Here is a 20,587-nt window from a genome sequence, read left to right on the forward strand (position 1 = left end):
TCCGCTATCGACAGTCCGGTGAAACGACGCGTGAATAGGTATAGCCCCTTATTTTCGCCGTCGTTCCGTGTATAGCGTCTACGATGATGTAGTCGCAGTCGAATTTGGTTTGCAATGAGCGAGTTCGCGGTAACGAGGAATTACGACGGTCATCCATCCGGATGGCGGATCGACCTGTGAGCATCGACATTGCGAATTACGACGGCGAACGAACCAGCATCCGATCGCAGGCGGAGGGTGGCATCGTCGCACAGCTTCGTCTCGATAACACCGCTCTCTTCTTGCAGCCGACCCTGCGTCGGGCACCCGACGTCACCGTCGAACCCGAGTACTGGACGACCATCGGAACGGGCCGAACGCTCGTTTTCTGTACCGTCTACGGCGACGACTTCGACGGCTTCGAAGCCGCTCTCGAGACGGACCCGACGGTCGCGGATCCGGTCCTCGCCGATCGCTATCCCGACCGGCGCGTCTATCGGGTCGCCCTCACCGAGCGAGCGGAGACGTTCATCGCGAAGACGGCCGAGGTCGGCGGTCGCCTGCTCGACCTCTCGAGTTCGCGGGACGGCTGGCTCGTCCAGTTGCAGTTCCCCAGCCGGGACGATCTCGTCGCGTTCAACGAGTACTGCCGCGAGCGAGACATTTCGGTCACGGTCGACCACCTACGGGTTTCCGACGACGAGGACGACGGCGTCGTCGCACTAACCGAGAAACAACAGGAACTGCTCGCCGTCGCCCACGAGGAGGGGTACTTCGACGTTCCGCGAGGCATCTCCCAGGACGAACTGGCGGACCGACTCGGCGTTTCGAAGTCGGCGGTTTCCCAGCGGCTTCGTCGAGCGATCGGCGAACTCTGCGCCTCGAAGTTGTGCTGATCGCGCCGGTCGGCTGATCGGCGGTATCGATCCGCCTGCTCGACGGTGTCGTACGCCCATGTGGTGAATTTGACTCGAGACGCTCGAGCGACCGGCACCTGCAACAGCAATTCTAATTTCCAGTGGATATCTGGTTGTGGGCAAGAGCCACGCTACCGTACGTTCGTCGGGAACAAAAGACGAAATTCGTCGCACCACAGCCGCCCGGAGCCACAGGAACGCGACGGCCGTCGACGCCGCCTCCGCTGTGGATTTCCGGTAGTTTACTCGTCGTCGGCCTCGTCGTCGTCTTTCATCGAGCCGAGCTGGGAGACCAGCTCGTCGGTCGAGGCGTCGGACTCGAAGGACAGCTGTCCGTCGTGGTCGTGTTCGTGGACGTTGACGGCCTCTACATCCTCGTCGTCGTCGGCCGTCTGCTGCTGTTGTTCGGATTCGTCGTAGCTACCAAAACCCATACACCACAGTTCGGTAGCGACTGGGAAAGGTGTGCCGGTTTTGCCTATTTTCTGTTATCGTGTTTTCAAACGACGTCTTCCCGTCCGATACTCCCGAACGAGGCCGAATTGGGACTCATAACATTTCTGAACTATTCGGTCATCAGCCGACTCACTTCAGCCGCAGATACTGTCGGTCGTACTCGGGTTCGCCCTGGCGCGGGTGAATCGTGATGAACGACTCCGGGGGCATCTCGGCCAACCGCGCCGGCAGGTCCTCGAGTTCGCTGTGCCAGCCGACGTCACCCCGCCGCGGTGAGATGGTGACGATGAGGTCGTCGTCGTCCGTTTCGGCTTCGAGCGTCGGCAGGACCTGTCCCCAATCGTCGAGTTCGTCGAACTCGGCCGTAGCGTCCTCTTCGACGAGTTCGAACAGTTGCTCGAACTGGTGGGCCGAGCCGTCGACGACGAGCACGTTCAGCTCCGCACCCAGGCTCGCGGCGATCCGCTTGACGATGTGGACGGCCTCGTAGAACCCCTCGTGGTGGTCAGCACCGATCGGGACCACGACGAAGATCCGTTTGGTGGTGTTGATCGGATGGCCCAGCCGGGAGATCAGGACGGGGAGCGTGGTCCGTTTGAGCACCTGGTCGATGATGCTCCCGAAGATCCGGTGGCGGAACGTGGAGGTGGCGTCCCAGCCCATGATGATCTGGTTGGCCTCGACCTCGACCGATCCCTGAACGATCCCGGAGGCGACGTTGTGATTGACGCGAGTTTCGGTCTCGATTGGCGTCTCGGCGGCGCTGCCCGCCGCGGCGAGTTCCTCGAGTTCGTCGTTGGTCTCGGCCACCGTGGCTTCCATCGAGCGGTGGTCGCTCGGCTGGACGACGGTCATCACGTGGACCGGTTCGGAGCCGCGGTTGCCTTTGATCACGAAGGCGAGTTCGAGGAGTCGCTGTTGCAGTTCGGCGTTGTGCGACAGCGGCAGCAGGATGTTGGGATCTTTCGCGCTGTCGTCGCCCTCGCCGACGTCGCGCTCGAGGGCGAGGTTCGTCGCGGCTCGTTCGGTCAGCCACGGGCTCACGAGCGCGGTCACGAGAAGCATTAGCACCACGGCGTTGAGCACTTCGGCGCCGAACAGCCCGGCATCGAACCCGATCAGCGTAATCGCGAGTGCGGCCGCTGCTTGGCCGACGGAGAGTCCGAAGATGACGTTTCGCTCGCTTACCGTGTAGTCCTGGATCGTTGCGACGAGCCAGGCGGCACTCCCTTTCGTCACGACCATAACCACGACGATCAGTGCGGTGATCTGCAGGGTTTCGGGGCCGTCCATGATGACGCTCGGATCGACGAGCATTCCGACGTGCAACAGGAAAAACGGGATGAAGAAGGCGTTCCCGACGAATTCGACCCGATTCATCAGGGTCCCGCCCTGTGGAATCAGCTGGTTCAGGGCGATGCCGGCGACGAACGCCCCGAGTATGGCGGCGAGATCGAGGAGTTCGGCGAGGCTCGCGGCGGCGAAGATGGCGACCATCACGAACAGGAACTCGAAGTAGCTCTCCTCGCTGAAGTTCTGGAAGAACCACCGGGAAATCGGCGGGAGCACGAACCAGGCGCTGCCGAACAGGACGACGAGGGAACCGAAGACCTGAGCGAACAGCCAGACGGTGAGTTCGCCTTCGACGGCGCCGGTGACGATCGCGAGGACAACCAGTGCGAGCGTATCGGTAAAGAGGATCCCGCCGAAGACGGCGGTGACGGCCCGGTTTTTCGTCACGCCAAGCCGGTTGACGATCGGATAGGCGAGCAGCGTGTGCGAGGCGAACACCGACGAGAGCAGTAGTGAGGCCCAGAGATCGAGTCCGAGGACCGTATACGTCGCGGCGGTGCCGACGAGAAACGGGATGAAGAAACTCGCGAGTCCGAACAGGGCGGCGTTCTCCGGCGCCTCTTTGAACCCCCGAATGTCGAGTTCGAGTCCGACGGTAAACAGCAGATAGATCAGTCCGACTTCCCCGAGCAGTTCGATCGCGTCCGAGTGTTCGACGAGTTCGAGCGCACCCGGACCGATAGCCGCCCCGAAAATAACGATTCCGACGATCCCCGGCTGACCGAGCCGTTTGACCAGCAGCGGGCCGACGAGAAAGATCGCCATCGCGACAGTAAAGACCAACACCGGCTGATCGAGGGGCACCTCGAGCGCGCTGGCGACGAGTGGGATACTCATCGGTGGTATCAGGAATGGTGGGTGTGCTGGTTACGGAGCGACGTCTCCGGCGATAGTTCCGGCAAATAATGCTTCTTTCGACGGCTTTCGTCTCGGAACAGCGTAATCATCGCGAAAAAATGGCGGGCCGGGTAATAAAAATATCTGATTTGAAACACCGAATGCGGATGCGTGTTCAATTCGGTCCGGACTAGTGAACGTCGCGTGTACACACGGTTGATTTCGCTCAGTTTGGGAGATGGCTACTCGTATTTGCCCGTCCATTCGGTGCTCCCAGCCGTCGGCTCGCGATCGATTGCAGGTCGGGCGTTCGGGGACTCATCATCGCTGAGCGGCCTCGATTTCCCCTATCCGTTTGGCTGTCCATATCGGTCGTTTAAGCCAGTTCACACGAACGCCTACCGTGCTGTTTGGTTAACATACTGGCGAATGAGTAGGAAAATGGAGAATATATAGCAGTTAAACCGGGTTGGATTGTACGTTTGGCCAATAAAATGGACAGTATCCATCAGTATCGTGTCCCGTACTGTTCGATACCGCAGCTCGAAAACAGCCCGTTACTCGCGAACTACCCGGTCTAGTAGTCCGTCTATAGTAATGGGTTCGGGAGGGAAGGTCTGTATCATGTCCGTGCATCGTTCGGCGTCTCGAACAGTCCCCACGGACGAACAACTACCTATGTCACGATTACGACCGTCACGGGCGACCGTTCGACACGTTGATTGCGTCTCTTCGAGGTCGAGTTCGGAAACTACCACGTCGGTCCGGGAAACGACCGCAACCGGACGAGAGAACGGAGTGTGATTCGCTGATGTGTGGAATTATCGGCAGAGTAGGCGATGGAAACGCGCTCGAACCGCTGTTGACCGGGCTTGAGAACCTCGAGTACCGGGGCTACGATTCGGCCGGCATCGCCGTCCAGAACGGCTCCGGGATCGACGTCCAGAAACGCTCGGGGAAGGTCGACGAACTGAAAGAATCGATCGGGGACACCCGTCTCGAAGGAGAGGTCGGGATCGGACACACGCGCTGGAGTACGCACGGTCCACCAACCGACGAGAACGCCCACCCGCATACCGACGGGACGAAAGACGTCGCCGTCGTTCACAACGGGATCATCGAGAACTACGCTGAACTCAAATCCAGACTCGCCGACTACGGCCACGAGTTCACCAGCGATACCGACACCGAGGTCATTCCCCATCTCATCCAGTTCTATCTCGACGAAGGGATGGACAACGAGGCGGCGTTCCGTCGCGCCATCGACGAACTCGAGGGCAGCTACGCCGTCACGGCGATGCTCTCGGGCGAACACGTCCTCTACGCTGCTCGGCAGGGATCGCCGCTCGTCGTCGGCATGGAAGACGGCGAGTACTTCCTCGCGAGCGACGTTCCGGCGTTCCTCGAGTACACCGACAGCGTGGTTTATCTCGAGGACGGCGACGTCGTCATCGTCGACGAGGACGGCGTCGAGTTTACCGACCTGGCGGGCGAGCCGATCACCCGGGAGCCGGAAACGGTCGAATGGGATCCGGAGCAGGCCGGCAAAGGCGAGTACGACCACTTCATGCTCAAGGAGATCAACGAGCAGCCGACCGCGCTCGCGCAGGCGCTCGAGGGTCGAATCGACCCCGATACCGGACGAATCGCCCTTTCGGACTTCGAACCGGGCACGTTCGAGGATATCGAGAGCGTCCAGTTCGTCGCTTGCGGAACCTCCTATCACGCCGCACTGTACGGGTCGCTCGCGCTGAACCAGGCCGGCGTCCAGTCGACCGCCCTCCTCGCCAACGAGTACAGCGTTTCCGCGCCGCCGATCGACGACGACACGCTGGTCGTCGCGGTGACCCAGAGCGGCGAGACGGCGGACACGTTGAACGCGTTGCGCCACGCTGCCGACGAGGGCGCATCGACGGTCACGGTCACGAACGTCGTCGGGTCGACGGCCGCCCGCGAGGCCGACGAGGCCCTGTTCATCCGGGCCGGCCCCGAAATAGGCGTCGCCGCGACCAAGACGTTCTCCTCTCAGGCCGTCATGCTCACGCTGCTCGGCCAGCGGATCGCCGCCGACCAGCGCGGTGACCCGTCCGCCGATCGCTCGTCGCTCCTCGCGGAACTGGCCGCGATGCCCGACGCGATCGAGGACATGCTCGCAGTCTCCGACGCCGAGGCCATCGCCGATCAGTACGCGAACAGCCAGTCCTACTTCTTCATCGGTCGCGGACTCGGATTCTCCGTCGCGCTCGAGGGGGCCCTGAAGTTCAAGGAAATCACCTACGAGCACGCCGAAGGGTTCGCATCCGGCGAACTCAAACACGGCCCGCTGGCGCTCGTCACGCCCGACACTCCCGTCTTCGCCGTCTTCACGGGTGAGGAAGACGAGAAGACGCTGAAAAACGCTGAGGAAGCACAGACTCGCGGCGCGCCCGTGATCGCGGTCTGTCCGGCGGACCACCGCGCGGTCGAGGTCGCGGACGAACACCTAGAAATTCCCGAGACGGACTCCGACCTCGCGGGGCTACTGGCGAACGTCCAGCTCCAACTGGTCTCGTACTACGCGGCCGATCTCCTCGATCGACCGATCGACAAGCCGCGAAACCTGGCCAAGAGCGTCACGGTCGAGTAACTCCGGCGCGGGCAGTTTTTCGGCGTTCGTTCTCTCCGCCTCATTCAACACGATCGATAATGATATATTTAACAAGATTTGGGAAGGCTTTTATATGTGGTTCTTGGAGACATGACAATGACCAGCACACAAATCAGCCAAAATGAGTCTTCAACTGACGGAATGGTCCGCGCCGATACTGCGTGGGGCCAGGACGCCGAAAACACGCCGGTGTATACGGTTACTGCCGCGGTTGCAGACGCGATAGACGCTGATCAGCTGGAATTGCCACCGCTGTACGAGGCAATCGATCCTGACGCACTGAATAGTCTTTTGACGTCGGGGGGAGCCCCCTCCGAGTGCCAGGTCAGCTTCCAGTATGCGGGCTGTGCGGTTACGGTACAGGGGACCGGCGAGGTTCGCGTTCGACCGGATCAGGACGCGTAAGCCGTTCTTCCGCGGTGCAGTTGACTTCTGCCCGACAGTATGAGCTTGCACGCATACGACGAGTGCTCTCGAGACTGGAGCCGCCGCTCGAGTCCGGTGAGAACGAGACCGCGTCTGCGGTCGGCGACGACCACGTCGCAGCCTTGAGTACGAGTCATCGAGGCCGCAGGAACCGGGACCACCCCCGTAGACCCGGGTCCAGGCGGCGTCGGATAGCGACCCGCACTCGACTGATCGGAATCGTTCTGGAGGGGAACCGTCGAAATCGCGTTGCGTGTGACTGACTCCCTCCACGTACCTCCCCAATACGCTATGGGATAAACCCTACACTTGACAGCGACGGCCGCTGATATCCGACCGTCGCAGCCGATACCGATTCTCGACCGGGAGACGAATTTCCGTAACCGCCCAGACAGAGCTCTTCCATCCGGTTAGCGGTCGCGTTCAACGACCTCGCCGGGAGCCGTCGTCGCACCAGTGTCGAGTTTTAGCCCCGGCGTCAGACTCGTATTGATTCCCGTCTTGACCTCGTCTCCGGCGACGACGCCGAACTTTCGACGATTCGTCGAGACGCGCTCGCCTTTGACCGTGAACTCGATATTGGCACCGTCGTGACGGAGATTCCCAACGGTCGTGCCGGCGCCGAAGTTGACATCTCGACCCAGAATACTGTCGCCGACGTAGGAGAGGTGACTGACCGACGCGCCGCGAGAGAGAACGCTGTTTTTCACTTCGACGCCGTTGCCGACCGACGCTCCCTCGCCGATCAGCGTCGCGCCGCGGACGTAGGCGTTCGGCCCGACCGTCGCACCCGACCGAATCACTACCGGTCCCTCGATCACCGCTCCCGGTTTCACGGTCGCGCCGGCTTCGACGACGACGTCGCCCTCGAGGTGAGCGTCGCCGCTGACGCGCCCCTCGAGTCGCCGGTCCGCCTCCGAGAGCTTCCACTCGTTGGCCTCGAGCAACTCCCAGGGGCGGCCGACGTCCAGCCACCGGTCGAGGGTGACGGGCGCGACTGCGAACTGTTCGAGGACGTTCGCGAGCACGTCCGTAATCTCGTGCTCGCCCCGCTCGCTCGGGGGGACCTCGAGCCACTCGCGGGCTTCCTCGGGGAAGGCGTAGGCACCAGCGTTAGCGAGGTTCGTGGGCGGATCGGTCGGCTTCTCGGTGATGTCGGTGACGGTGCCGTCGTCGGTACTGAGGACGCCGTAGTTGCGCGGATCGTCGACTTCGACGGCACAGACGGCCGGACGCTGTTCGAACAGCCGGTCGATCGCCGCCGGGTCGTACAGGTTGTCGCCGTTCAAGACGGCAAACGGCCCATCGATGTGTTCTCGAGCGGCGTTGACGGCGTCCGCCGTTCCGGTTTGGTCGGTCTGGACGGCATACGAGACGGGGGTTCCACGGTACTCGGAACCGAAGTAGTCCTTGACGGTATCGCCTTCGTAGCCGATCACGAGGACGATCTCGTCGGCTCCGGCGACGACGGCTGTGTCGACGGTGTGGGCAACGAGCGGTCTATCGGCGACGGGTAGCATCGGCTTCGGAAGCGACGCGGAGAGCGGTCTGATCCGCGTTCCTTCACCCGCCGCGAGAACAACGGCTTTCATCGCCGCAGTGTACGTCGATTCGGCGGATAATTATACGGAGGATACTCCTGTCAGGCGGTTTTGCGCTCGTTACCGTCAGAGGCTGGATGGAAACTGCCGCGATACGGTTGCTCCGAGCGGTCGAAGCGTCGACTGTCGGCCAGCAGTTCGGTCGCGATAGAACGGACATTCCGTCGACCCTGTACGGCGGCCGTCGAGGCGGGATCTACCCCCAGTAAATCGAACCATTACTGGACAGAAATATTGAATTTCCGCCGAACAGTGATCTAACACTGCTGTTTTCCGAACGGTCTCTCGAGAGTACCTTTTGGGGAAGACTCTCGAGCGAACTCGCGTAAAACGGATTATGCTGTCTATAGTAAATACTGTTCTGTGGCTACGACCTGTTGATGTCGACGGAACCAACTGATGCCAAGTGGACCCCAATGACGTCCGGCCAGCAAACGACTTCCCCACACTGTGTCAACTGTGGAAATCAGGTCACCCGTCAGTTCTCCCGCGTCTTCGGTGACAATCGCGACGTGGTCCACGCCTGCCCCGACTGTGCAACGTACCGTGAGATGAAGACGTCCGATTTCATTCCCGAAGAGAAGCGATAGCGGTTTTCGTCCGGTAGCGCAGTCCGTCAGGTCCTGTACTCAGTACGGTGACTTACCGACCGTTCGTACCGACGTTCTCTACCGCCCTCAGAGTCTCGTCTGCGGCCGACAGTGCCGATTTCGCACTGCGGTCAACGGGAGTGTGCCCTATTCCTCGAAACGTCGATCTAACGGTGTTGAACTGCCTGTACCGTTGACTCCCCGATCAACTTCGAGCTATCTTGATTCAGCGAGAGAATCCCGGCGTTCAAAACGGGGAGGACGTCATTCCGTCCTTGCCCCCTCGAAAACGGATCGTTACAATCGATTGCAGCAGCCTACGGGACGTCTACAGCGTTCGCTCCTCGTCGTTCGGGTCGATTCTCGTCAAAGACGTTCTTCAATACAACTGTTCTAGACGATTGTTTCGTGAACCGACGTTCAGCCATGTTGGCACGCAATACGCCCTGTACGTCCGTATTAGTATACCCCTATGATTCTGAACTGTCGTCACTGTATATATGACTCACTCCCGTTGGATCGACTGACAATGCCTACGGAGCTACCGTCTCGTCGCCGCCAACCGGATGCGACCGCCGGTGTGACTGAAGAACGATCACCGCTCGGGCAGATTGCCGGAGCGAACAGCCGCCGCGTCACACGAACAGGCACTGAGACTGAGACCGTCGGCCGCCGACCACTGCTATGAGTACTACTGAATCCGAACTCGAGTCCACGTCTGAATCCGAATCCGAATCCGATACGGAAACCGACGAGGCGGAGTCGGTCACGCCTCTCGTCGACTTACCCCCAAGTTCGAAACTCGTCTACAAGGTCCTCGAGTACGAGGGATCGATGACCCAGGAGGAGATCGCGAACGAATCCCGGCTTTGTCCGCGAACCGTCAGATACGCACTCGGTAAACTCGAGGACGAGAAACTGGTCGATAGTCGCGTTTCTCTCACCGACGCCCGCCAGTCGAAGTATTCGGTCGTCGACTGAGACCAAACTGAGTTTGAGTCAGAGACTGAGACTGAGTCGGTCCGCTGGCCCGATGTGCCCTGCGGTTCCAGGCAGTCGCCGATCGACCGAAATCGAATTCCTCAATCCGTCTGCGAATCGCGGTCGTGCGCCGATCGCTCGGGTGGTGCTCACCGAAGCTTTCGGTACTGATCGATAACCAGATCGAGACCGAACGATCCCGATGTGATCTCGTAGTGGGTCTCGAGTCGCGGGTTGAACTTGGCCTTGTATCGGTTGATACTCGGGACGCCAGCGCCGACGAGATCGTACCGTTCGATGCCGTCGTGCAGCCCGTCCCGCATGACGTGCCAGTCGAGGAGGTCGTTGATAGGCAGGTCGATGTCCATCTCCGGTTTCACGCCGCCTTGCCACCGGTAGCGCGTCGTCTCCGACTCGAGAACGAGAATACCGCCGACGAACTCACCGTCGACTCGACAGGTGTAGGGACGAATCGACCCGTCGGGAAGTTGTTCGTGGGCCGACCGAGCAAATTCCGGACTCAGCTGGAACGACTGGCCCTGGCTCTCATACCGTTTTGCGACCTGATCGACGATCCGTTCGACGTCCTCACCATCGCCCTCTTCGATCACGTAGGCGTCTTCGTCCGCGTTTCGAACGTTGTTCCGAGCGTCGCTACTGAACCGTTTTAACAGCGTCTCTTCGTCTATCCCCTCGAGATCGACGACGTAGGTGTGCCCCGGTTGGACGTCGTACTCGTTCCAGATGAACGGGCGCACGTCGTCGAACTCGGCGGCGACGAACTTCGAGTACAGCGGCGAAATTTCCTCGTCGATCCACTCGAGAGCTCCTTCGAGGAACCGTTTCGTTCGCCGGTCGGCTTTTCGCTGTTTGAGTTTGTCGACGTTCAAGAGGGACGGTCCAAGATAACACGACCACGATTGCGGTGCCGGCGAGAACGCACCGGTGATCGGCCCTTTGTTGTACTCAAAGACGGGAAAGAGGCCGACGGCTTCCTGCCCCTTGAACCCGGTTAGCAGATACGGCGTCGATCCGGTGTCCTCGGCCTGTAACTCCAGCGCCTCGGCTCGGTAGAACGGGTTAGTCCCGTCCGATCGTTCGACGTAACGATTCCACTCGCCGGCATCGTCTTGCGGGTCAAGTACGGTTACCTCGATACTCATTGTCAGAGATACCCCAGATCGGAAAGCCGATCCTCGACGGCAGCGTCGTCGGTCGCGCTGATCGGGGCGGGTTCGTAGGCGGGATACTCCGTTTTCGTCCCTTCGTCGATAACCGGGAGCGTGGTGCCGTCCATCTCGGCGTCGACCGGCACGTCGAACAGCGTACAGATCGTCGGTGCAACGTCGAAGATCGTCGCCCCCTCGAGCGCGACGCTCTCGTCAAAGTCGCTTCCGGCGGCTGCGACGATGCCGGTCCGTTTGTGGTTCCACGGTTCCATCGGCTCGCCGAACTGTTCGGTTCCGACGTCGGCGGTGATCGCGTTGTTGAAATCGGCGGGAACGGTCATGATGTCCGGCCCTTCGTCGATGTGTGGCCCATCGAAGTACGTCTCGCGCGGCTCGACCGCGTCGAACATCGGCTCGCCGTCGGGCGTTCGAACGGCTTCGAGTTTCTCGATGAGTTTCGAGCGGACGTCCTCGTAATCGGACTCGGGAACCCGGCCGTTCGGTTCGCGCCCCTCGAGATTGATTCGGACGCCGAGTTCGCTCTTCGACCGCACGTAGGCTTTCGATTCTGGGAAGTCGACCTGCTCGCTCGCCGCCCTGATCATGTCGTTGGGGACGCGACTGCCGATCGGCTCTTTGAGCCCGACTGTATCCAACGTCTTCGCGACTCGCTGCGTTGTAATCCCGAATTTCGCGGCGACGTTCATGATTCGCTCGAGGGTGCTCGTCTCGTGTTCCCCGGCGTTGTCGCCCTCGAGAAGGTCGTTTTCCCAGGCTTTCGACCAGGTGGGCATCCCCTCGCCGCCGCTCTGGACGTCGAGGAGACCCTGCTCCCGAAAGAACTCGTTGACCCGGAACTCGTGACCGGTTACTTTGCCAATACCGTGATCGCTGACGATCAGGACGTTTTCGGGATCGGTTTCTGCTATCGTCTCGGCGATCTGACGGTCGACCTCGCGGTAGACGGCTTCGATCGCTTCCTTGTCTCCCGGTCGTTCGTGGAACACGGAGTCCGTCTGCTGAAACTGGACGAATCCGAATTCGGGACTCATTCGACGGCAGAGGTACCGAAACGCCTTTCCGCGTCGTTTGATCGTTTGCTCGTAGCCGTCGATCGAGTGCTCCGGCGTGTCGGTGCTCTGTGGATAGACGTGGTAGTCCCCGCAGGCCATCTTCACGTCTTCGAGGATGCCGTCGGGATGGCAAGGCGGGTCTTCCGGTGCAGTCATTCCCGGTATCAGTGCCCCGTTGAACTCGCGAGGTGGATGGGTTACGGGGACGTTGACGACGACGCTCGAGATCCCGTGTTCGCTCAGCAGTTCCCAGACCGGTCGTTCTCGAACGTGGGTCGAGTTCACCACGTCCCAGTCGTAGCCGTCGAACGAGAGAAAATCGAAGACGCCGTGTTTTCCGGGATTCTTTCCCGTGTACATCGACGGCCAGGCGCTTGCCGTCCACGGCGGAATCTGTGACTCCAGTGGACCACTGGTCCCGGTTTCGAACAGTCGCTGTAACGTGGGTACCTCGTCGGCCTCGAACAGCGGCTCGAGTACCGACCGACAGCCTGCGTCGAGACCCACAACCAGTAGACGAAGATCATTTTCACCAGTCGAACCGTCCATAGTCGGTACGGATGTGCTACCCGGGTTTTGTTATTCGATTACTGGTTACCTGTAAGGAACGACTGCGTTCTCGACAATGATTCATATGTTGGCCACGCCCGCGTTGTAAGCAGTAACTGTGTTTGCTATGTGTTCTAGTACCGTACCCATCACTAAGGGGATATTCGTCTACCGCTGAAATGATGGTTGGGAAAAGTATGATGGTGTATCACATGGTATCTCTTTTCGAACAATGATCCGCGACGCGCCGTCGCTTTTCGTCTGGTCATTGTCCGAACAGCGATTGTCGAGTTTCGACGCGTTCCTCGAACACTACGCAACCACCGTCGTCTTCTACGGATCCGGAAAGGCTGCGCTGCGTGATGGGCTGGCCGGCCTCGTCGAGCCCGGACAGAACGTCCTCATCCCGGCGTATCTCCCCGATGCAGTCGCTGAACCGTTTCACGACCTCGGCCTCGAGGCTCGCTACTACGCCATCCAGGAAAATCTCGCGCCCGACCTCGCCGATATCGAGCGACGGATCGACGACGAGACGGCCGCTGTCATGTCGGTCAACTACTTCGGCTTCCCCCAGCCCGGACTCGAGGAGTTCGTGTCGCTCGTCGACGAGTACGACTGTTACCACATCGACGACAACGCACACGGCCCGTTCAGTGTCGACAACGGAACGTTACTCGGTACTCGCGGTAGCCTCGGAGTGACGAGCCTCTGGAAACTGTTACCGATTCCGAACGGAGCGGTTCTCTACTGCAACGACGACGACGTCGTCGATCGACTCGAGCCGTCCTCGTTTGCCGGCGTCTCCGATCGAGTCACCGTTTCTGACTGTCACTTCGTCCTTAAATCGGTCCTCGTCGATCTACTCAGCGCGAACCCCACCGTCCGCCGGTCGGTTACCGACCTCGTCACCGGTCGAGGTCGAGCGCCCTCGATTCCGAATCCGGCCGACCGATACGAGGCTGACAAAGTGCCGATGTCCAAACTGTCGTCGCACGTCGTCGAAGATGTGAACCCGAGTGCGATTCGGGACTCGCGCCGATCGAATTACCGCGCGTGGCGACGGATTTTCGACGCTGTGGACGACGTCGAACCGCTCTTCGAGAGCCTTCCTCGGGGGATCTGTCCGCAGGTATTTCCCGTCCGGACGCCGACGCCACAGCGACTCCTCGCGGAACTCGAACGCTGCGGTGTTACTGGCGGACACACGTGGCCGCGGCTTTCCAGTACCGTCACCGAAGACCCAGCGTACGAGGTTTCGACGAACCTGGCCCGAGAAGTCGTCGTCCTTCCGGTTCACCAGCATATCGATCCGTCCTCGATCGATGCCGTCGGCGACCGACTCCGCTGGTAACGTCACTCGGCCGTTGCCATTGCGTTCAGTTTTGCCAGGATTACGTCATCGAGCGTGTAGGTTCGTTCGGCCGGCCGGTCGAGAACGCCCGCCGTCCGGAGCTCCGAGAGGAGCCCCTGCACTGCGACCGTCGAGCGCCCGACCCTGTCTGCGACGGCTTCGGCCTCGAGCGGCCCGTCGCGAGCCAGCGCAACGAGCACTCGACGGGCCGTCGACGCTGTACACTGTGATTGGTCGGCCGCACGCGTGAGGTCCTCGTCGATCCAGTCGCCTTCGAACAGTTCCTCCGGTTCGCTCCCGCCAGTCGCAGTGGTGATCTCCGTTTGGGACTCGGTCCCCGTCTCATCCGACTCGTCGGCGACGTTCGTATAGCCGAACTCGACGTCGTTCCCACCAGCCTGAACGATTTCCGTTTCTGTTTCAGTCTCCGTCTCCGTCTCGACCTCGGATTCCGACCGCTCGTCTTCCCGTGCCGCTTCGAGTTCGCGAACCCGTGCCCGCAGTCGCTCGTTTTCCTCGCGCAACCGATCTCTCGCTTCCGTCCGCGATTCAAGTTGCGTCTCGAGCGTCTCGATTCGCTCCTTGCCGTCGGAGAGTTCCGCCTCGAGTTCGTCCCGCTCTTCTTCGAGGTCGACAAGTTCGTCGTGAAGCCGACGCAGTTCCTCGTCGTTTCCACCGCCCAACTGGGTCTGGACCGACCCCGTCCCCGTCAGCGCGTCCGCCATTTGCTTGGCCGCACTCGAGACGTCACGCGCCGACTCGAGTTCGTCTTCCAGGGTCTCGATTCGCTTTTCTTTCTTCTCGAGTTCGTTCTCGAGTTCGAGGATTCGATCCTCTTCGCGCTCCTTTCGTTCCGAAATATCCTGCAGATCACCGACGAGGGCATCCGAGACGGACTTGAGTTCGGGCCGTTCGAAATCGTCCAGCCCCGGCGTCGCTCCGGCGTCGAAGGTTCGTTTTCGACGGAACTGGATCTTGCGGACGTCGAGTTCGGTCCAATCGGTCTGGACGAACGCCTGCCCGTCGTTGAGATCCGAGACGAGTTCCGAGTACTCCGTGTCGATGATGCGGCCGACGACCTTGGTGTCGTTGTCCCAGGTGAGGCGGTGCCAGACGAGCCAGTTCGCCTGCGTGATGAAATCCTTCTTGACGTCGGCCGGTCGCTGGCTGATCCCGAGAATTCCGAGCCCGTGCTTTCGGCCGCGTTTGCTGATCTTGATCAGGAGGTTGCCCGTCTCGCCGACGCCGCCACCCTCCGGAATGTACTCGTGGACCTCCTCGACGACCAGCAGGAACGGCTTTTTCAGCTTCTTTTCCTTGACGAACAGCTGTCGAGCGATCTTTCGCAGCAGTTCGTCGGCGACCTCTTCGTCGAGATAGCCCGACACGTCAAGAATCACCGGGACGTTCTCCTCGAGTGCGAGCGAGGCCATCTGTTCGGCGTGTTCCGGCCCGATCTGAATGTCACACTCTTCGTCCGCGCCCGCGTGGAGCATCTCGTACTCCTCTTTGAGCCCGTAGTACTCGCCGTCCGTGTCGACGATCAAAAGCGGAAAGCCCGCCTCGAGTAATTCTTCGGCGATAACCGACGCGGTGTTCGATTTTCCGGAACCGGACTTCCCCGTGACGAATCCGCGACCGGTCAGTAGTTCGACGACGGGGAGGGACAGATCCTGTCCGTCGTCCGTTTCGCCGACGAGGATCTCGCGCTGGTCGCTCACCGACCCATCACCTCGTTCGCGTGCGACGTGTTCATATATCAGTACACTCCCAATACGGGACCTTGAATATTGGCCTCGATGCATGTGTGACCTCGCGTTGCTCGAGTCGGCACAAGGTGAAGACGGTCTAAACTGTGTACACAGTTCAGACTGTGTGCTGCTGTCGTCTGTAGGGGGTATCGATTCGGGTGCTGCTCTTCGGCCCGTGACCAGTCGACTAGGCACTGTGCACAACGTCTACACTGTCCGGACAGTTACAAAACTGCAAGGTTTACACTGTTCACACAGTGTAGACGTTGCGTTCGATTTCTCTAGCATCGGATATACCCGAGTAGCACTTTCAAACCCTCTACCGGCATTACTCTCCTACACATTCTACACAGTGCACACCGTGTAGCCTCCACTACAATCACACAGTGTGCACTGTGTAGAATGTGTGTGATTTTCCGCTACTGTTAAGTCACTGTATTTGAATTATAGGGCTGTCTCTCGTCGCGTCCAACCGGACAAATCACCGCTTTACATTGTACAATGTCCACACCGTGCACACGCTTTCGACCGTTCGCACGTCGAGAACCGTTCGAACGGTCCATCGGTTCGTCAACGCCGCAACCGTGTGGGCAGTCTACACTGTGTGGACGGTCTACACCGTGTAGACTTCCCGGACGGTTTCCGGCGTCTAAACCGCGCCGACTATCGAACAATTCCGTGTCGAAACTATCGAGCGAACGGTCTCAACAGCGTCCACATTCTACACTGTGTAAACCGCGAAGAACGTGTGGGAGGTACACACATCGGAAACAGCTCACGACGTTCGGACGGTGTTTGCCGTCTCGAGCCCGGATGCGACGATCGAGGTGTCACAAATGACGACCAACGACCCACGCGCCGTGAGCGTCGCCCTCCAGAAGGGCGGCGTCGGCAAAACGACGCTCGCGATCAACCTCGCCGAACGACTCGCCAACCGAGACAACGATGTCCTGCTCGTCGACTTAGACCAGCAGGGAAACGCCACCGAAGGCGTCGGCCTGAGCGACGCGTACTCCAGTGACGTTCACATCGGTGACGTCCTCGAGGACGGCTCCGGAATCGCACTCGAGGACGTGATCCGTTCGACCGACTCGTTCGACGTCCTTCCGGCCCACGAGGATCTGGACAGCGTCGAGAACAGCATTCGGAGCGCGACCTTCGGCGAACTGTGGATCAGAAACGAGATCGTCGATCCCGTCCTTGGTGAGGAGTACGACTACGTCGTCGTCGACTCGCCGCCGAATCTCGGCCCGCTCGCTGACGCCTCGCTCATCTCGACCCAGAACGTCATCGTGCCGCTTCGAATGAGCGAACCCAGCGTGAGCGGATTCGAGCGTATGTACACCCAGCAGATCGGCCCGATTCGCAAGGAAATCGACCTCGACATCATGGCGATCGTTCCGAACTCGCTGGCCGGCGATAACGAAGAGAAACGGATCATCGGCGACCTCGAGGACTCGCAGTTCGGGGCATTCCTGCCTCGGTTCGCACGAGCGGATCACTTCGAGGACTCGAACTCGCCCGGACCGGGAATACGAGAGCGGATCGCGTTCAAACGAGCGTGGCGCGAGGGGGTCCCGCTCGCGGCGTACGATCCGGAGAACGATATGCTCGAGCGACTCGACGAACTGGCCGCGATCGTCGAACGCGGAGGTGTCGCCGATGCCCGATGATAACCGGTTTGCGGGCCTGAGCGAGGCGGTCGACGACGATGGTTCGGCGACCAACGAAGACGACAGCCAGCCTGCCGAGTCGGCGGTGGATGCGGACTCGAGTGGAGAATCGAACCCGAACGCAGCCTCGAACTCGGGGTCAACGAAGACCGAGTTCGAATCCGTCGCTGCTGAGACAGACACCGACAGCGTTGTCGACACCGACGCCACCGATATCGATACCGCCGATTCCGGTGCAGATACAGATTCAGACTCAGACTCCGTCTCTGCCTCCAACTCCAGCTCCGAAACGAGCGATGCTGACGATCCGACCGCCTTCCCGTTCGACGCAGCGGAGAAAAAGACGGCGTACGTTCGGCCCGAGACGCTCGACGATCTGGAAGACGCGCGCGCGTTAGTCGATGCGCAGCTGCGAACGCAACACGACGTCCGCGATTTAACCGGCCGCGAGTTCTACGACGCGGTCTTTCGGCTCGCCGCGGCGGATACGGACGGCCTGATCGAGGCGGTGCTCGAGGCCCGCGACGACTGACTCGGTGTCGGTTGTAGCGTTGCTACTCCGTTGGACCTGTTCGGTCCGGAGCGGTAGTCTCGGTGGCATCGTCGGCCTCCGTGTCGGCGTTGGTGCCCGATTCGGTAGCATCGCCATCATCGCTCCCGTCGCCACCGTCGTTACCGTCGCGTTCAACAGTCTGCTCGCGGATCGTCATCCCCTTGCGACCGAGATGTTGGAGTTGCTTGCGAGCGAAATCCTCCTCTCGAGTGCCGCGTGTCGCCAGCACGTAGACGAGCGCGCCGCCGGCGGGGCGCATCGTCCGTCCGGCCCGCTGCGTACCCTGACGCCGCGAGCCGCCGAGTCCGGACGCGACGATCGCGAGGTCCGCGGTCGGCAGATCGATCCCCTCGTCGCCCACGCGAGAGACGAGCAACAGGTCGCGTTCGTTCCGTCGGAAATCCTCGAGCAGCCGTCGCCGCTCGTGATGGGGCGTCTCGCCGCTAAGGAAGGGCACGTCGAGGGCAGCTGCGAGGGCTCGCCCCTGCTCTAGGTAGTCGACGAAGACGAGCGCCTTCGCGTCGGGGTGGGCCGAAAGGAGGAACCGCACTTCGTCGATCTTGCCCCGGTTTTGGGCGGCGATCCGATACCGTTCCTGGCCGTCGGCGGAGGCGTAGGCGTTTTGCTGTTCGTCGTCGCCCCACGGCACGTACCGGATCTCGAGTTCGGGTTCGGCGACGAACCCATCATCGAACAGCGCTTCCCAGTCGGTGCCGATCGGCGGCCCGACGAGGGTGAAGATCTCTTTCTGGCGGTCGTCTTCTCGGATCGGAGATGCGGACAAGCCCAGGCGATGCCGGGACTGCAGGTGCGTGCTCCGCCGGTAGACGTCCGAGGGAACGTGCTGGCACTCGTCGAAGACGACCAGCCCCCACTCGCGGTCGTCAAACAGCGATCGATGACGATCCATCCCCGCGATCTGGTAGGTTGCGATTGTCACGGGCCGGACGTTCTTCTGGCCGCCGTGGTACTGGCCGATCTGGTGGGGTTCGAGCGACGTATACTCCGCGATCGTCTCGGCCCACTGCCGTGCGAGGTCGCGACTCGGGACGAGTACGAGCGTCTCGCCGCCGACGTGAGCCATCGCCCCCATCGCAGCGATCGTTTTCCCGCTTCCCGGCGGGCCGACGAAGACGCCCTCGCCGGACTCGGCGAAGCGATCGACCCAGGTCTGTTGGTACCCTCGCAGTTGTACCGTGAACTCGATCGGAAGGTCCTCGCCGGACAGCAGATCCCGGTGATCCTGTACCGGGTAGCCCGCTTCGTAGAGGATCCGCTTGATCGCAGCCTCCGATCCCTCCTGGACCCAGTCTTCGGTCTCGGAGATGGGGGCGTGGACGTGTTCTTCGTCGAGTTTCTGCCGAGCGACGTTGCCCATGATTTCCGGGCTCTGTCCCTCGAGTACCGTGTAGCCGTCCTCGTGGGTGGCGAGTCGGAACTGGTGGGCTCGATCCCACTGGCTCTCGACCCAGTCCTCGAGTTGGTCCGAGCGCTGGCCCAACGCCTGGCGCATCGTCCGCGCGAGTCCCTCGAACTCGTCGTGGGGTGCTTGCCAGACGTCTTCGGGTCTGACAACGTAGCGATAGCCGTCCTCGCCGTTGCCGTCCGCGAGGTGGGCGAACTGAGCAAGTTGGGCGCGGGTGAACTGATCCGGCCGGTCGACGATAATTTCTCTGCGTTTGGGGAAGACGACGACCCGTTCCCGATCGGTCAGATCCTCGAGTTCGCTGGGGTACCAGACCACGGGGTCCGTCTCGACGGAATGCCGTTGCAGGTCGCCTCGGTCGGCGAGGGCCTCGAGCGCCTCGCTGGCCGTTTCCTGGGGGAGATCGAGGGCTCGAGCGACGGCTGCAGCGGTGAGGACGGGTCGGCCCGCTTTCTGGGAGGCGTCGTGGAAATCTGCAATCGTCAACGCCTCGGGGTGGTCGTCCGAACCGTCGCCGGTCGCCTGCTCCTGTGGCTCGTCGCCAGTCGCCTGCGAGGAGGGGTCGTCGGTCACTGCCCGGTCGTAGCGGCGGTACGGGTAAACCGATTTCGCTCGAGTTGATGGGTAGTATTTTATCCGAGGGCTAACTCAAGACCGCCGGACTACCGCCTAAAAACTAGAAACCGGGCAACAACCAGCTGTAGTAGTCCGTAATAACATCTATCGCTCCGTACGCTACCGCCACGGCCATCGCTGCACAAATCGCGAGTAAGATCAATCCGAGAGACATGAAATACACGAGCGTCTCAGAGTCCATGATAATCGAACAGAGACGGGTTGGTAAAAAACATGGTACAATCTATTTCTGAAACGACCTCCGTTTTATCTGCTTCAACTGGAGATTTGCGTGCGGAGGTGGGGGCAGGGCGCTGTAACTTTCTGGGGCTGTCCCTTTGGGAGCAGTGTGGAGGCAGACAGTTGACTTGCGACCTTGGTCTGAGCTATACTACAGAAGTGAGAATCGAACCGCCACCACACACCACAGCTTCCGTTGTTTCCGCTGAAACAGTATTTTGGAACCTGACAACCCCACTGCTTCCGCTGTTACTCACAAATCGATTCGCTGTCGTAGGTGTGTACACGCCCTGAAACAACCGTTTAGGTATATACACCATCTGTGTCCGGTTAAGGCCATACCTCCGTTTTGAAGGCTTGAGCCACCTGTTTATTCAAGGTGAGGCGTGATCTCTCTGGT

The 20,587-nt window shown here is 60.7% G+C and carries 16 protein-coding genes; 9 read left to right on the plus strand and 7 right to left on the minus strand.

Annotated elements, in window-relative coordinates; genetic code table 11:
- The first annotated feature begins 161 nt into the window (after window positions 1-161).
- A complete protein-coding gene (locus tag GS429_RS10775) occupies window positions 162-875 on the plus strand; it encodes a helix-turn-helix domain-containing protein (RefSeq protein ID WP_160065366.1) in 714 nt (237 codons plus the stop codon).
- A gap of 263 nt (window positions 876-1,138) precedes the next feature.
- Here the strand turns inward: GS429_RS10775 and GS429_RS10780 are convergent, their stop codons facing one another.
- On the minus strand, window positions 1,139-1,330 hold the full coding sequence (locus GS429_RS10780) for a DUF5786 family protein (RefSeq protein WP_160065367.1): 192 nt from the start codon (window positions 1,328-1,330) through the stop codon (window positions 1,139-1,141).
- 151 nt (window positions 1,331-1,481) lie between these two features.
- A complete protein-coding gene (locus GS429_RS10785) occupies window positions 1,482-3,542 on the minus strand; it encodes a cation:proton antiporter (RefSeq protein WP_160065368.1) in 2,061 nt (686 codons plus the stop codon).
- 811 nt (window positions 3,543-4,353) lie between these two features.
- Here GS429_RS10785 and glmS point away from each other — a divergent pair.
- Together glmS and ddfA are read left to right on the plus strand one after the other, a co-directional pair.
- On the plus strand, window positions 4,354-6,168 hold the full coding sequence (gene glmS, locus GS429_RS10790) for a glutamine--fructose-6-phosphate transaminase (isomerizing) (protein WP_160065369.1): 1,815 nt from the start codon (window positions 4,354-4,356) through the stop codon (window positions 6,166-6,168).
- Between the two features lie 117 nt (window positions 6,169-6,285).
- Complete coding sequence (gene ddfA / locus GS429_RS10795; RefSeq protein ID WP_235920792.1) at window positions 6,286-6,594, plus strand: DdfA family disk-determining factor; 309 nt, start codon at window positions 6,286-6,288, stop codon at window positions 6,592-6,594.
- Between the two features lie 431 nt (window positions 6,595-7,025).
- On the opposite strand, the gene glmU is transcribed toward ddfA, so the two are convergent.
- Window positions 7,026-8,207, minus strand: coding sequence for a bifunctional sugar-1-phosphate nucleotidylyltransferase/acetyltransferase (gene glmU, locus GS429_RS10800; protein WP_160065371.1), 1,182 nt, complete (start codon window positions 8,205-8,207; stop codon window positions 7,026-7,028).
- Window positions 8,208-8,293: 86 nt separating this feature from the next.
- Here glmU and GS429_RS22390 point away from each other — a divergent pair, with 86 nt between their 5' ends.
- From GS429_RS22390 to GS429_RS10810, 3 genes are all read left to right on the plus strand, one after another.
- Entirely contained in the window at window positions 8,294-8,425 is a 132-nt protein-coding gene (locus tag GS429_RS22390) for a hypothetical protein (protein WP_268892281.1), read from the plus strand.
- Between the two features lie 171 nt (window positions 8,426-8,596).
- Window positions 8,597-8,806 (plus strand): DUF7563 family protein, encoded by a 210-nt coding sequence (locus GS429_RS22175; RefSeq protein ID WP_160065372.1) that lies wholly within the window; start codon window positions 8,597-8,599, stop codon window positions 8,804-8,806.
- A gap of 684 nt (window positions 8,807-9,490) precedes the next feature.
- Entirely contained in the window at window positions 9,491-9,787 is a 297-nt protein-coding gene (locus GS429_RS10810; RefSeq protein ID WP_160065373.1) for a MarR family transcriptional regulator, read from the plus strand.
- 149 nt (window positions 9,788-9,936) lie between these two features.
- Here GS429_RS10810 and GS429_RS10815 read toward each other — a convergent pair whose 3' ends face one another.
- The gene (locus GS429_RS10815) at window positions 9,937-10,950 is read right to left on the minus strand and encodes a lipid II:glycine glycyltransferase FemX (protein WP_160065374.1); all 1,014 of its coding nucleotides are present in this window, start codon (window positions 10,948-10,950) and stop codon (window positions 9,937-9,939) included.
- A 2-nt stretch (window positions 10,951-10,952) separates the two neighbouring features.
- Window positions 10,953-12,578 (minus strand): alkaline phosphatase family protein, encoded by a 1,626-nt coding sequence (locus GS429_RS10820; protein WP_160065375.1) that lies wholly within the window; start codon window positions 12,576-12,578, stop codon window positions 10,953-10,955.
- 232 nt (window positions 12,579-12,810) lie between these two features.
- On the opposite strand from GS429_RS10820, the gene GS429_RS10825 reads away from it, so the two are divergent.
- Window positions 12,811-13,929, plus strand: coding sequence for a DegT/DnrJ/EryC1/StrS family aminotransferase (locus GS429_RS10825; RefSeq protein ID WP_160065376.1), 1,119 nt, complete (start codon window positions 12,811-12,813; stop codon window positions 13,927-13,929).
- Between the two features lie 2 nt (window positions 13,930-13,931).
- On the opposite strand, the gene GS429_RS10830 is transcribed toward GS429_RS10825, so the two are convergent.
- Entirely contained in the window at window positions 13,932-15,650 is a 1,719-nt protein-coding gene (locus tag GS429_RS10830) for an ATP-binding protein (protein ID WP_328821350.1), read from the minus strand.
- Window positions 15,651-16,516: 866 nt separating this feature from the next.
- On the opposite strand from GS429_RS10830, the gene GS429_RS10835 reads away from it, so the two are divergent.
- Both GS429_RS10835 and GS429_RS10840 read left to right on the plus strand, forming a co-directional pair.
- Window positions 16,517-17,353: a ParA family protein gene (locus GS429_RS10835; RefSeq protein ID WP_160065378.1), complete on the plus strand. Its 837-nt coding sequence runs from the start codon at window positions 16,517-16,519 to the stop codon at window positions 17,351-17,353.
- Window positions 17,343-17,885 carry a DUF7970 domain-containing protein gene (locus tag GS429_RS10840; protein ID WP_160065379.1) on the plus strand — a complete coding sequence of 181 codons (543 nt, stop codon included), beginning with the start codon at window positions 17,343-17,345 and terminating at the stop codon, window positions 17,883-17,885. The genes GS429_RS10835 and GS429_RS10840 overlap by 11 nt, the downstream gene beginning before the upstream one ends.
- 22 nt (window positions 17,886-17,907) lie before the next feature.
- On the opposite strand, the gene GS429_RS10845 is transcribed toward GS429_RS10840, so the two are convergent.
- Entirely contained in the window at window positions 17,908-19,905 is a 1,998-nt protein-coding gene (locus tag GS429_RS10845) for a DEAD/DEAH box helicase (protein WP_328821351.1), read from the minus strand.
- Window positions 19,906-20,587 lie beyond the last annotated feature (682 nt).

Source organism: Natronorubrum halalkaliphilum (assembly GCF_009834785.1).
Classification (GTDB): domain Archaea; phylum Halobacteriota; class Halobacteria; order Halobacteriales; family Natrialbaceae; genus Natronorubrum; species Natronorubrum halalkaliphilum.

Bases quoted from the DNA above. Each gene is read 5' to 3' on its own strand.
- GS429_RS10775 (WP_160065366.1), top strand. From the start codon at position 162: ATGGCGGATCGACCTGTGAGCATCGACATTGCGAATTACGACGGCGAA.
- GS429_RS10780 (WP_160065367.1), bottom strand. From the start codon at position 1,330: ATGGGTTTTGGTAGCTACGACGAATCCGAACAACAGCAGCAGACGGCC.
- GS429_RS10785 (WP_160065368.1), bottom strand. From the start codon at position 3,542: ATGAGTATCCCACTCGTCGCCAGCGCGCTCGAGGTGCCCCTCGATCAG.
- glmS (WP_160065369.1), top strand. From the start codon at position 4,354: ATGTGTGGAATTATCGGCAGAGTAGGCGATGGAAACGCGCTCGAACCG.
- ddfA (WP_235920792.1), top strand. From the start codon at position 6,286: ATGACCAGCACACAAATCAGCCAAAATGAGTCTTCAACTGACGGAATG.
- glmU (WP_160065371.1), bottom strand. From the start codon at position 8,207: ATGAAAGCCGTTGTTCTCGCGGCGGGTGAAGGAACGCGGATCAGACCG.
- GS429_RS22390 (WP_268892281.1), top strand. From the start codon at position 8,294: ATGGAAACTGCCGCGATACGGTTGCTCCGAGCGGTCGAAGCGTCGACT.
- GS429_RS22175 (WP_160065372.1), top strand. From the start codon at position 8,597: ATGTCGACGGAACCAACTGATGCCAAGTGGACCCCAATGACGTCCGGC.
- GS429_RS10810 (WP_160065373.1), top strand. From the start codon at position 9,491: ATGAGTACTACTGAATCCGAACTCGAGTCCACGTCTGAATCCGAATCC.
- GS429_RS10815 (WP_160065374.1), bottom strand. From the start codon at position 10,950: ATGAGTATCGAGGTAACCGTACTTGACCCGCAAGACGATGCCGGCGAG.
- GS429_RS10820 (WP_160065375.1), bottom strand. From the start codon at position 12,578: ATGGACGGTTCGACTGGTGAAAATGATCTTCGTCTACTGGTTGTGGGT.
- GS429_RS10825 (WP_160065376.1), top strand. From the start codon at position 12,811: ATGATCCGCGACGCGCCGTCGCTTTTCGTCTGGTCATTGTCCGAACAG.
- GS429_RS10835 (WP_160065378.1), top strand. From the start codon at position 16,517: ATGACGACCAACGACCCACGCGCCGTGAGCGTCGCCCTCCAGAAGGGC.
- GS429_RS10840 (WP_160065379.1), top strand. From the start codon at position 17,343: ATGCCCGATGATAACCGGTTTGCGGGCCTGAGCGAGGCGGTCGACGAC.